General features: G+C 42.4%; 8 protein-coding genes. All 8 read right to left on the reverse strand.

Annotation, left to right across the window (positions count from 1 at the left end):
* Nucleotides 1–56: 56 nt before the first annotated feature.
* A complete protein-coding gene (locus K358_RS0115960; protein WP_027697752.1) occupies nt 57–1,100 on the reverse strand; it encodes a rod shape-determining protein in 1,044 nt (347 codons plus the stop codon).
* A gap of 598 nt (nt 1,101–1,698) precedes the next feature.
* Entirely contained in the window at nt 1,699–5,385 is a 3,687-nt protein-coding gene (locus tag K358_RS0115965) for a DUF6701 domain-containing protein (protein ID WP_027697753.1), read from the reverse strand.
* 214 nt (nt 5,386–5,599) lie between these two features.
* Nucleotides 5,600–9,892: a DUF6701 domain-containing protein gene (locus K358_RS0115970; RefSeq protein ID WP_027697754.1), complete on the reverse strand. Its 4,293-nt coding sequence runs from the start codon at nt 9,890–9,892 to the stop codon at nt 5,600–5,602.
* Between the two features lie 111 nt (nt 9,893–10,003).
* Nucleotides 10,004–10,489: a hypothetical protein gene (locus K358_RS0115975; protein ID WP_027697755.1), complete on the reverse strand. Its 486-nt coding sequence runs from the start codon at nt 10,487–10,489 to the stop codon at nt 10,004–10,006.
* A 20-nt stretch (nt 10,490–10,509) separates the two neighbouring features.
* Nucleotides 10,510–11,271, reverse strand: a complete 762-nt coding sequence (locus K358_RS0115980) for a PilW family protein (protein WP_027697756.1) — start codon at nt 11,269–11,271, stop codon at nt 10,510–10,512.
* The gene (locus K358_RS0115985; RefSeq protein ID WP_038150273.1) at nt 11,271–11,894 is read right to left on the reverse strand and encodes a type IV pilus modification PilV family protein; all 624 of its coding nucleotides are present in this window, start codon (nt 11,892–11,894) and stop codon (nt 11,271–11,273) included. Before K358_RS0115985 ends, K358_RS0115980 begins: the two co-directional genes overlap by 1 nt.
* On the reverse strand, nt 11,891–12,403 hold the full coding sequence (locus K358_RS0115990) for a prepilin-type N-terminal cleavage/methylation domain-containing protein (protein WP_027697758.1): 513 nt from the start codon (nt 12,401–12,403) through the stop codon (nt 11,891–11,893). Before K358_RS0115990 ends, K358_RS0115985 begins: the two co-directional genes overlap by 4 nt.
* 375 nt (nt 12,404–12,778) lie before the next feature.
* On the reverse strand, nt 12,779–13,255 hold the full coding sequence (locus K358_RS0115995) for a type II secretion system protein (RefSeq protein ID WP_027697759.1): 477 nt from the start codon (nt 13,253–13,255) through the stop codon (nt 12,779–12,781).
* Between the last annotated feature and the right edge of the window lie 71 nt (nt 13,256–13,326).

The raw sequence follows: 13,326 nt of genomic DNA on the forward strand, positions 1-13,326 counted from the left end.
GAGGTGACGAGTCAATGAATGACGCCAACAAGGCTACAACTTCAAAGATGAAGGCATTATTCCTCGCTGAATAGATCACCACCGTGCATATCGATCATTTCAAGCGCTTTACCGCCACCTAGAGCAACACAAGTTAGTGGTTCATCAGCAACCACAACTGGAATACCCGTTTCTTCGGTTAGTAGACGATCTATGTCTTTTAGTAGCGCACCACCACCGGTTAAAACCATACCATTTTCAGAGATATCTGAAGCAAGCTCTGGTGGACACTGTTCTAGTGCAACCATGACCGCTGATACGATGCCAGATAGAGGCTCTTGTAATGCTTCTAGAATTTCGTTTGAATTCAATGTAAAGCTACGCGGCACACCTTCAGCAAGGTTACGACCACGAACTTCCATTTCCATCACTTCATCGCCAGGGTAAGCAGAACCGATTTCATGCTTGATTTTCTCAGCTGTCGATTCACCGATTAAGCTGCCGTAGTTACGACGAACATAATTAATGATCGCTTCATCAAAACGGTCACCACCGATACGAACAGAAGATGAGTAAACCACACCATTCAAAGAAATCACAGCCACTTCAGTGGTACCACCACCGATATCGACAACCATAGAACCGGTTGGCTCAGAAACACGAAGGCCAGCACCGATTGCGGCTGCCATTGGTTCATCGATTAAATACACTTCACGAGCACCAGCACCTAATGCTGACTCACGAATCGCACGGCGTTCAACTTGAGTAGAACCACAAGGTACACATACCAATACACGTGGGCTTGGTTTTAAAACACTATTATCATGCACTTGCTTAATGAAGTGTTGCAGCATTTTTTCTGTCACATAAAAATCAGCGATCACGCCATCTTTCATTGGACGAATAGCAGAAATATTACCCGGTGTACGACCAAGCATTTGCTTAGCTTCATGACCAACAGCTGCGACGCTTTTTGCAGTACCAGTACGATCCTGACGAATAGCAACGACTGAAGGTTCATCAAGAACAATGCCTTGACCTTTAACATAAATAAGTGTGTTGGCTGTACCTAGATCTATTGAAAGATCGTTTGAAAACATACCACGAAGTTTCTTGAACATATTCTTCGTTATCCTAAGAGCGATAGAAGGAAATAAAATTGTGCTAAATGTACCAATGCCTTGCACTGTCGGCAAGCATTAACCGTACACAGAGTAAGAATAGGCGGTATTCTTACATAAAGTTAACTCAAGGTCAGGAAAAAGATGGGGAAAGAGCGGTTCCTAGTTACAAGCTCCTAGTTTCTAGGAAAAGAAGATTGTTGATCGTTGCTCGGTGTTCGGGCGCTTCGCTGCTCGTGGCTCGGAAAAGATCAAAAGCAAAGAGCGGTTCCTAGTTTCGAGTTCCTAGTTTCTAGGAAAAGAAGGTGATTGATCGTGGCTAGAAAATCGGGCGCTACGCTTCTCGTTGCTCGGAAAAGATCAAAAGATAGGTTGTAGAGATAAAAAACGTCATCCTGAAAAGCGACGTAGGAGCGCAGTTCAGGATCTCCAACCACAATTTAGAACCTCTAACTACTGCAGGAGATTCCAAACATTTCGTTCCTCACTTTTGGAATGACGGTATTAAATTGAGCACCTTCGAGAAACGAGCAGCGTAGCGCCCGAAAAACGAGCCTCGAAAACGCTCTTCCTAGGGACTAGGAACCCGCTTCCCCTTCTACCCACCCGTTAAATTCGACTCTCCACGGAAGATAATTCGATCATTCCCTCGGTAAGCGCCAAAATTAACGACCGTTGAAGGATCTTCATCGCCTTTATCACGCCAGTTAAATTGTAGCCAAGGTTGATCGATATCTTCTGAGTTCTTCCAGCCATCATTAGTCGCATTCAAAGAATCATCGGCCTCTGGTTCAGAATTGTTCCCAAAACCACTCGAATTATTACCTTGTCTTAAAAATAATCGTACTTGTTCTCTTTGCGCTGTAATTTGCTCAGCTTGTACTCGGCTGGATTTACCATTTGCGACGGTAATAAATGAAGACGATGCTGAGCTATTTAATTTAGCACTACTGTTATCGAAATTACTCATCACATAATAAACATCCGTTTTAAACTGGTTGCCATTATCATCACTATTGACCACAAAGCTTGCACCATCCCAATATTCCACTCGCAATGGAACCGAGATAGGACCACCAATCGGGCCGCTCACTGCATCGAGTACCATGCGGCCATAGCGGAACTCTGGTTGATGGAAAAAGGATACCGCGATACCGTCTAAACTGTCTTCCGCCGTAAAGGTATTGGTATCAACAAACTCAGACTCAAAATTAACCTCATCCTGATTTTCATAAGTGACATTTCCTGCATCTACTCCAACGCCAAATAGTGCATTATCACGATTATAAGGGCCATCTGGGGTCGTCAAGTAAGGGTCGGTATTAACACTGAATTTCAAGAACATAAAGTCATTCGAGTTAAACGTATAGGTCGCCTTATCCCAATTATTTGAGTTTTGATTTTCGCCGCTACTTAACCGGTTATTTAAACTCTCACCATCAACCCCTGCACCAAAGACTATTTCCCTTTCTATCGCTTCAACCACAAAGTCCGCTTTTAAACTATTCGTAAAATAACCATAGTTTTCAGTATCACTGTCCGTTGCACTTTTCGCTTTGACTCGATAATCCATCGGAATCGGCTGATTCATATAAGCAAAGTCATGATGGCCATCGGCATAATCCCAAACATTGTCATTTTCCAATCTAAAATGATGTGGGTAGAAACGACCTATTTCACGGTAGCCTTGGTTAATGTTCATGCCTAGGTAATCATCGCTGTTGGTATCCGCTGTAATATTTAAGCTACCCACTTCCTGCCAAGTTAAATCAACATACGAGTAATGAGCATCTCCTGAATTCAATACGGCATCATCATGTGCACGCTCTAAACTGCCATCCTCATCCGCTTGAATTCCTGAGCCTAAACGACCTTGTGCTGGTGTTGCCAAGGTACTAGCCATTAACACTGTGGTTGGTTGAGCATTCGATAACAAAAAGTTTTGCGTCACAGTGGCGTTACAGTAACCGCTTACATCAATATCGCCGGTTAGTGAGCCGCCATCTTGCCAAACGATAGGCTTCACTTGCAGGGAAAACTTATCTCCAGCAGCAATAAACTTATCGCCACCATCGGAGTTGCCGCTAGGTAAATTACTTCCACCGTTCTCATCACAAATCGCAAATGTCCAAGGGCGAACATCAACATTGACGATACCTTGCAAGCTAGTGATATTTTCAGATGTACCGTCATCATTGGTCACTTCACAACCATCGTACTCTGGTGGACAAACGAACTCAGGGTCAGTCAAAGTAAAGTTCAATGAGCCTGATTCGTTATATTTTAGGTAGGCTTGCGATTTGGCATCATCACTAAAGTTAAGCGTGACATCGCTGTTACTATAGCCGCCACTTTGCGTCGCACTCACTTCTAAATCACCATCAACCGCGCCATCAGCTGCTGTTGGTTTGGTTAAATTAATTTCGCTAACCGTTAAATCTTTATCACCGTTATAACCTTGTACTTCAGTGACTTCATCATCTTTACAAGCCAGTACTTGCACATCAAATTGAGTGGGATGACCGGCTACCGCTTTTACCGGATCAGCGGAGAATTTATATGGTCCAAAGAGGACATTGCCCGAATCACTCGCATCAGAATCATCCGTCAATTCCGCATTGACGGTGTATTCTTGTAAGCTGTCAGATTGAATAGGAACGGCCACTTGGCCTTGAGCAGGAGTGTAAACATATTCACTGTTTTGCGTTCCAGTAGTTGGGTTTAATGGCGTTAAACCAGTTGGGTAGTTAGCGGTAATGGTGCCGTCGTAATCGGTAGCCACAGAGCCATCTTCGTTGAGTACTGTGAAGGTAATTTCTGGCGCTTCGCATAGTAAAGCGAATTGGTTGTCTGGGGTGACGTCTATGAAGTAATTAGAAGAAGGTGTCACCTCTGAACATCGACCAGCTGAAATAATATGACTTCCAGCCGTGTCCATTTGTAATTTATTAGCAGTAACAGCACCATAAATATTAATGTTATTATTTAAAATTACATTTTTGGCTAATATGTAACCATAATAATCCATATTAGGATTACTTATCGTTATTGTGGCTTCTGGACCATATAATAATGAACTATCAGCGCCATCAGCATACTCAAAACCAGTAGAGTTCGTAAAAGTCCAACTCGTTTGAATATTCACCCGAATATTATCTTCAAATATAATCGTAGGGGATTGTGTGAAGGTAGCTGTATTAACGGTAATAATACTATTAGCCTTAAAAACCACATCAACATTTCTTGAGTTTACATCTAAATTCTTAATGGTTTTCTCCCCATCAAGAATTATCGTATAGTGCTCACCATTATAACTCGCAACTGTTAATTTCCTAATATCTTGGTCAATGATTACTGTAGTACCAGTACTATCGGTGGTGCGAGTACATAACTCTGAAGTATCGCACATTTCATACCCCTGCCCAGGATTATAAGGCGGTGATATATCAACATCAGCTGAACCGTCAGCAGGAAAGTTGGCATTAAGTAAAACTGGTGGAATGATTTTTCGGGTATCAACATCCTCACCCCCAGTATCGCAAGGAGCAGATTCACAAGTACCTGGAGCATGTAAATTACTCACATCTGATGTTTGATCAAAACCAACTTTTAATACATCAATTGTTCCATACTCACCATCGGTATAACCCCCTTCGATATAGTTATCTTGAACATATCCACCACTCCATCCGATGATAGATTGCCCTTGTTTACCATTACTCATGATTAATTGACTTTGAGGATAACTGGAATAATCGTTTGTACCTTCAGTTATCCAACTTTGTGCCGGTTCAGGAAAGTATTCACACCAATCAATGTCAGGGTTTGGATTTGGCTCTGGTGGTGTCACCTCACCACTATCACAATTTAAATCCTCTTCACTCGCGTGATCTGCAGCCAAAAAAGATTTCCCATTATCAAGGACTACAGAGCGAGTTTCCCCTTCACTCCAATACTCATCGGATTCCTGCTTATGATAATAAGTTATAGTGCTAGTAGAAGAGTCATAAAAAAACTTAATCTGGTAACTAGTACCATCAGCAAAGCTTGATTCATAAATAACAGGGGATTCGCCGTTCACAGATGACTTATTCGTCCAAATTAAAACAGGATCTTTATTACCTTGCTTTTCGTAATAAACAGTATACGTCTGCGTAGAATTGTAACTAGGCACTTTAATAGTGATATCAAAATTCTCATTTCCTTTAACGGGACACTCTGCCGCCCACACAGACACAGGCAACAACAGCAAAACCATCAATACTAATTTAGTTAAATAGCGCATCCATTCCTACCTAAAGCTCCCCACAAACCATCACTATGATTACTAGTGTCAGGGGAAATATTCAAAAAACAATTTAACCTTATTAATCTTACCACTTAATCTTACATATACTCATCACTTAGTTCACATCTCGCAGATAAAAGAAAGCCCTGACAACGTTTCAGTTATCAGGGTTTTACGTTTTTTATCGCGCTATTTTTTGCTGAAGGTAGTTTTAGTTTGCCGTCAGCTGATCTTCACCACGGAAGATGATTCTGTCATTACCACGATAAGCGCCAAAGCTAACCACGGTTGATGGATCTTCATCACCTTTATTTCGCCAGTTGAATTGCAACCAAGGCTGGCCGATGGAATCCTCTTTATGCCACTCACAAGTTTCTTCAGGCAGTGGGTTATTAAAGTTTTCCGAACCATCACTGCCTTGTCGCAAGAAGATGCGCACAGTCGCCCGCTCACCTTCTTCTTGTCCAGCTTGAACAATCGACGAAGTGCCTTCTTCTACTTGATCAGTAGATGTTCCACCATCGGTATCCGTTAGATAATCAGTATCGTTTGCAGCGGCAGTGTCTTCATCAATCGCACAATAAACACTAGCTTCAAATTGGCTACCACTATCATCTTCATTAACGACATAGCTTTCACCATCCCAGTACTCCGCACGTAATGGCACTGAAACAGGGCCACCAATTGGGCTACTTACACTGTCTAGCACCATGCGGCCATAACGGAAATTAGGTTTCTCACTGAATGCCATCGCTTTTTCATTTAGTGTATCAACCGTAAAACTATTGTCATTATCATTAAAGTCAAAGTTAACCTGATCCACCGTTGAGTCAGTCACTTCCATCCCCCAATTTGAATTATCCACATCAAATGGACCATCGGGTGTTGAAGCATAAGGAGCATCCTCTTCCGTTAACTTATAGAATTCAAAATTCCCCGTGCTATAAACGTACTGAGCATTTCGATCTGATATTGGTGTAACAGAGCTCCAACCAACATCCGTCCCTTCATCGCCCACATAAAAACGGCTAGCTAAACTTTGATTGTCTTCATCAACCCCTACCACTTCTACTTGAGCTTGCAAACTCTCCGTAAAATAGCCGTAGTTCTGAGTGGGACTATCACTCACATTTCTCGCTTCTACAGTATAAGTCATACCAATTGGTTGATTCATGTAAGCGAACCCATTATGCCCACCAGCATATTCCCAGGAGTTTTGTAAAATCGATAAATGATCAGGGTAGAAACGTCCGATATTACGGTAACCTTGGTTAATGTTCATACCGTAATATTTTTCATCTTCTGGCGTATCGATTTTCACCGTCAATACACCAACTTCCGACCAAGCAAGCTGAGCAAAATCATAGTACCCATTTTCTCCAGACTCACTACTCTCTGTATTAACGAGAGATTGAGTGCCCGACAACGAACCTTCATGGCCAACATCAGGGCTAGGTTGTGCCAGTTCATAACTCAATTGAATAGTCGAATCCGGTGAGGCCGATGATAAATAGTTTTGAGTAATGGGTTTATCACACAGCTCGGTTACATCGATATTTTCCGCGCCAGCAACGGGATCCGTCACTCCTGATACCCAACGTAATGGACGAATATGTAAGTCAAATTCTTGGCCTGCAGCTTTATAGCCTAGGCTTGCGCTATCGGTAATATTGCCATCCATTGCTGAATTATCGGCATCACAAATAGCGAAGGTCCATGGGCGGGAATAAACAGTGAACCCACCTTTCATTACTCCATCCATTTTGCCATCTTCGCCTATTGGGCAGCCTTCATAACCTGTGCAATCGAAACTTTTATCTTCAAGGGTGACACTTACTTTACCGGAATCCGTGAAAGTTAAATCTGTTGAAACCTCACCGTTATCTTCGCCAGTAAAGCTAGCATCAAAATCTAATGTTCCAACACCACCACTAGGCTCTTTTAGTGAAGAAGTTACATCTGGCGTACCAGAATAATTAACGGCAACTTTGTCATTAGTATCACTATCACACGCCAGCGCCTTCACTTCGACAGATTGAGACTTTCCGGCAATGACATGTTGGTCATCGACATAAAATGCAAATGGTACAAAATCGATATTACCAGTATCAGTTTGCGAACTATCATCAGCTAATTCACCCTCAACTTCGTAAGACTTATACTCACCGGATGTCACAGGAACAATCACTTGCCCATCAACAGGTTGATAAACATTATTGTCCGCATCAATGACTTTACCTTGGATTATATTGTCATTATCAGGCACTAAACCATTCGGGAATGTGGCATTGATATTACCATCGTAATCAGTGGCAATTTCACCACTATCATCTTTGACGGTAAAGGTGATATTGGGCGCATCACAACTTAGGTAATATCCCTCATCAGGAGTGACTTCAATTGTATAGCTCGCATCAGGGTCTGGCTCCGGACAAGCAACACCTGGAATCGAATAAACATAACTATAATCCGAACCACCAGTGATACTTACTTGTGGAGCCGAGAGCGCCCCTGAAAACTGGAAACGCTGGGTCGAACTAATATCGACCCCTTTGGTTGATTCTGGTGAGATATACCACAAGGCATTGATATAAGTATCACTGTGAGGGTTATTCAAACCAGACTCAGGCCCATGACCAAGTAACATTAAGTTCTGGGGGGAGTATTCACCACGAATAGTCTCAATTGTGTCGGGAGTCTGTGAAGCCTCATTACTACGATTAGTATCCGCATTAACAAATACACGATCACCACCAAAGGTAATATGGTTATAGTGAATAATGACCTGACCATCACCCGCAGTCTGTAAAATAGCGCCATTCTTACTAAAATCCAGAGTATCGATCCAGTAAGTACCGGTGGTTAACACAACCACACTGGCATTATTAGCAAAGTTAATCGTTGAGTAGTTACCAGGGTTCGCGGTTACAGTTCCATTATCAATACCTTGAATAGCGTCACCAGATGGTGCAAATGCATCGAGCATTGGAGGGGCACCATCAAATGCATCTAAATTAGGGTCAATATTACACTCAACCGCCGAATGTGTTTCATTACTAGCTGGAAATGAACCATCTGCATTACGATAAACACAGCCGCTTGATGGTGTACCTACATCCGATGGATAAATACTGTTATCGGCTGCACTAAAACCTAAAACACCATCTTCATCGAGGTAAATACGGTTACCACCGCCACCATTACCATCTTTAATCACAATCGGTACAGAGATTTTCCCTTGTTCGTCATACACATTTCCCTGCAAACCGCTAGGGAAGAAAGTACATACGTCTGGGTCAGGCTCTGGTGTCGGTGGTTCTGGATCAGGGTCACCACAACTACCTTCACCATTAAATACGTTATCGACACCACTTAAAGACACCGCATTGGCAGCAAGACCACCATAAAAAATCGAATTACTACCACCTAACGTCAAACCTTGATCGGCTTCATTTGCAACATAGTAGTGGGCATAAGAAGTGATCGCGGCAGAGTTTTCATCAGTTAATACCGCAGCATCAGGCCCGTGACCAATGAAAAGTAAATCTCTTGGTGCACCGCCATCATTGATATAAATGCGAGTATTACTGCCCGTTGGTGGAACCACCAATTGTTTATAATGAATAACGGCCATGCCATTCACGACCAATGAAGATTTATCACCACCAAATGTTATCGTGTCAAACCAATATTCGCCGGCCTCCAGAGTAGACGTTTCTCCTGCTGCAATCGTAAGCGTCTCACCAGTAAAATGATCTTCAAGTACAAAAGGGTAACCGGGAGTCAATTTCGAAGGATCGACTTTACAGTCCACAGGTCCTCCCGCCTCCGGGTAATAACAGTCCGTAGAAAAAGTGGAATGGAATGACATATTGGTATCATCAGAAGGAAGATAGATCTTATTTCCAGCCCCTGGCGTGGTCGATAAGTTGCCATACACACTACCGCCAGTGTAATAGTTACTTTGTAATACATCAGGCACCAATTCACACACATCCGGTATCGACTCAGGTGGCTCAACATCGCCTGAATTTAAACATTGAATATCATCAGCACCACCTTGAATGAAAACTGAATCACCATTGTGGAAGTCAGCATTCTCAGTAACGCCCTCAGACCAATAGTCAGAATCGTTTTTATTTTTATAGTAAGTGACGGTGCTTGCCGCAGTATCATAATAAAACTTTAGTTGATACTTCTGTCCTTCTTCTAGCGTGGTGTCATAGATGACGGCACTATCATCATGGTTTGACCAAACTAGAGTCGTTCCATTTTTTTCGTAGTTAATATCATACGATTGGGCCGGATCATAATCCTCGATAATGACCGTGATATCAAAATTCTTATTCCCCTTAACCGAGCAAGAATCTTCTGCCCAGGCACTTTGCGAAGTGGCCCCTAGCGCGAGAATACACAACATCATAGATAAAGGACTAAAAAGACAATTCAACTTTTTAAGCACGATATTTTTCACTGCTATCGCACTGGCAAAGAAAGGTTTCATGGGTATTCCCGCTTTTACAACATACAAAAAGGGTTATCTAGCTTATTTGTTCGGAGTAAGAGGGTACGCCATTGTGAAACAAGCTAGTTCTATAAATTTCAATAAGGGTCGTTATTTAAGTGCTTTTACCACGACATCTTGTGAACGTTCGACAGAAAACAAACCTTGCTCATCACCGCAACTGGCTTCTGCGTGCACTTTAAAATATGTATAATCAATGTCATCTGCTGACAAAATACTGGTTGAACACGTCAATGCTTTAACCGAGCAATTGCCATATTCTGAGTCTTCACGAAATTGCGTAGTCAACATATTAGCGGCATCGGCTGAATTTAAACCACTACAACGCGCTTCAATATCACTAGGAACACTACCTTGGTGATTTAAAAGGTACAGCTGAGTTAACGCCCATTCATTAGCCGAATGCGCCATAAACCAAGCTCGATTACCCATAATTTCACGGCTTTGCGTATCTTGGTTTGACCATTCTAAACGTGCCATTGTGGCAGCCAGTAACCCCATCACCACCACCACAAAAATCACCACAATCAGGACACTACCTGATTGGCGATTGCTTGATGAACGGGGGTTTTTCATTCTATTCATCGGTCACTCACTTATGGCACGTTCAAAACTTGGATATCATTTTCATATTCCGTAGTTTCATCATTTTGCTTAAATGAAAGTTTGATATGGATTAAACCACTACGAGATAAAGAATCAGAATTTGGACTATTAGTATCGCCACTGGCAAACGAGGAGTCTGATGTCAAATAATCGCCAACCGTCACACCATTGCGCTCTAAACGTGAACCTTCTAGGCAATAAGATACTTTGTTGCTGTAGATATATAAGCGATTACCCACAGAGTTGGTCACAGCACCTTGGTTAAACTGGCTAGAGTCAACATCCGTTTGTAACACGCCATCATCGTCTGAGCTTTCTTGAACATTGACTAAATCAATATGATTCGTTCCGCTTTCTAAGTCATCTTGCACACTTGGGTTTATCACCAACTGTTTTCCATTCAAATCTGCTGGAGTAGCAAGCTCTGTATTAACAACAATAAATTGAAATGTCGCATCGTCTGAAGTTGGCAGCACGGCATAAGCGCCAGCATAATCTATAGGGTAAAAGGAAATGCAGCCTTCGCTTTGTTCAAAACTATTGGGTACAGCATGGCGGATTTCACGAGTAATTTTTTCTACCACAAAGCGAGCTTGGTTTTGCAGTTGCTGACGGTCGACGGTATCGGCATAGCCTTTGGTACCGAGTTCAATAAACCCAGCAATGCCCATCACCATAATACCTATCACGACAATCGTGATGATAAGTTCAATTAAGGTAAATCCAGCTTGCCGCTTGTTGACTCGCTTCATTAGTAGTTACCTCGGTAAGCCACAATTTTGAAAGATTCATAACGCTGAGAAGAAACCGTCACCGTGATCTTTTTCATTATATGGGTGCCGGAAGGCTGGTTAGCGGTTAATTCGGGTGTATTAGCATCAACCACGCTAACTTCAACTTTAAAGTTAGCGTACTTAGTGCTGTCATTAATAAGATCGGATAACGGTGCGCAATTGCCTGATTCAGGCTGAGACCAGCAGCGACCAGCGGTGCCGTCAGCTTCGACACCATAATCATCGACATCATTAAAATCATTCGCGACAGATTCCCCCTCATCAGGACCTAACTCTAATTGTGTTGAACATTTAGGGGGATCGGTATCAAGATCCGAGTTTACGGTTGTATCATCACAACGAATTACGCCACCACTCGGGTCACTATTTTGATCAAAGCTACGAGCTAAAATAGTATTCATCACACTCTGCCCTAACGCAGAAGCACGAACGATATATTGTGGACGACCGGAATCTTCTACACGTGGGAAAAAGATTGAAAATAGAATCGTCATCGCAATGCCCATCACAACCATCGCGACGATGCTTTCAATTAAGGTGAAGCCGCGTTGAGCTTTCTGCTTTATTTTATTGTTTTTCATTTGCAGTCTCCGCCTGAAACATAGCCTTCAGAATTAATGCAAATGTTAGTGCTTTCTACATTGTTACCTGTAGCTGTAATGGTGATGGTGTATTCGCTACCTGTTTTTGCATTTCCCGATATTGTTAATGGTAAAGGGCGCCCGAGTAAATCAAATTGAATATCACCATTATCAGGCGATAAGGTAAATTTTAAATCCTGACCATCTACTTCAACTTTACTACTTAAAGATTCATTACCGGTACAAGCTGCCGGTGAACCTAAGCAAGTATTCGATACTTCTAATTGGTATTGCTCATTTTCGGCACCATCTGGTGTGTTCGATTGCATGCGCGCTAATTGAATTTGACGAATAACCGAAATCGCTTGAGCTTGCGCGGCATAAGGAGAAAAAGAGGATGCGCCTTGAAAGCGGCTGGCAGCATAGATAGAAAGAATCGCTAAAATAACGATAACGATGGTGAGCTCAACTAACGTAAACCCACGTTGTGATGAATAGCGGTTAGACATTGCTGCACCTGTATTTTTAGGTTTCTAGTTTACTGGTTCCTAGTCCCTAGGAGGGGAGTGGGAACAGTGGTGGTTTTACTTTTTCGAGTCTCGTAGCTCGGGCACTTCGTTTCTCTTTGCTCGATCCGCGCTTTTGCTTTTTCGAAACACAAGCAGCGTAGCGGCCGAGAAACGAATTACGTCTTTGTCTTTGCTTTTCCTAGGAACTAGGAACCAGAAACTAGGAACTACTTTTTTTCAACACGTCATCCTGAATAGTGAGGAACGAACGTGATTCAGGATCTCCAGTCACGCTTTGAGGCCTCACATTTCTATAGGAGATCCTGAACTGCGCTCCTATGTCGCTTTTCAGGATGACGGTAATTAATGCTCTACTTAGTTATCGATCTCACAACCTTCCGCAGAACCTTTCACTTCTACTTTTGCTGGTTCATTAGCAGACTGAGCTTCGGTGTAAGTAACAATACAATTAAATCCTTCATAACCATAAGCCACATCGGCTCCAGGATGAAGCACTGTAGTGTTCGGGTTTTCAACCCAATCGGTATCCAAACCATCAACGACAGCTCCAAGTGAAGCAGACGTTGCTTGAGGATAGCCATAAGTCACCGCAGTAGAAACACCATTAACCATAATATTACCGGTTTCTTTTGACTCTTCTCCAGCTACAGCCGCTTTACCATAAGTTATACCTGCAGCACCTTTCATCGCTCCAGCAAGGCCTTTCACCGCACTTACTTTGGCATCATCTTGTAAGTTTAGGAATTTAGGTGCCGCTGTCACTGCTAAAATACCTAAAATCACAATCACAACCACTAATTCAATTAGGGTAAAACCGTTTTGCTTTTTCATTTCTATTCCAATAAGACATGTTATTGACCGAATAAATATCCAACAACATTTATTCAACAACGAAATTAATA

The organism is Vibrio litoralis DSM 17657 (genome assembly GCF_000426765.1).
GTDB lineage: Bacteria > Pseudomonadota > Gammaproteobacteria > Enterobacterales > Vibrionaceae > Vibrio > Vibrio litoralis.

What these genes read in the sequence shown, in the direction of transcription:
- K358_RS0115960 (WP_027697752.1), bottom strand. Translation starts at nt 1,100, where the DNA reads ATGTTCAAGAAACTTCGTGGTATGTTTTCAAACGATCTTTCAATAGAT.
- K358_RS0115965 (WP_027697753.1), bottom strand. Translation starts at nt 5,385, where the DNA reads ATGCGCTATTTAACTAAATTAGTATTGATGGTTTTGCTGTTGTTGCCT.
- K358_RS0115970 (WP_027697754.1), bottom strand. Translation starts at nt 9,892, where the DNA reads ATGAAACCTTTCTTTGCCAGTGCGATAGCAGTGAAAAATATCGTGCTT.
- K358_RS0115975 (WP_027697755.1), bottom strand. Translation starts at nt 10,489, where the DNA reads ATGAAAAACCCCCGTTCATCAAGCAATCGCCAATCAGGTAGTGTCCTG.
- K358_RS0115980 (WP_027697756.1), bottom strand. Translation starts at nt 11,271, where the DNA reads ATGAAGCGAGTCAACAAGCGGCAAGCTGGATTTACCTTAATTGAACTT.
- K358_RS0115985 (WP_038150273.1), bottom strand. Translation starts at nt 11,894, where the DNA reads ATGAAAAACAATAAAATAAAGCAGAAAGCTCAACGCGGCTTCACCTTA.
- K358_RS0115990 (WP_027697758.1), bottom strand. Translation starts at nt 12,403, where the DNA reads ATGTCTAACCGCTATTCATCACAACGTGGGTTTACGTTAGTTGAGCTC.
- K358_RS0115995 (WP_027697759.1), bottom strand. Translation starts at nt 13,255, where the DNA reads ATGAAAAAGCAAAACGGTTTTACCCTAATTGAATTAGTGGTTGTGATT.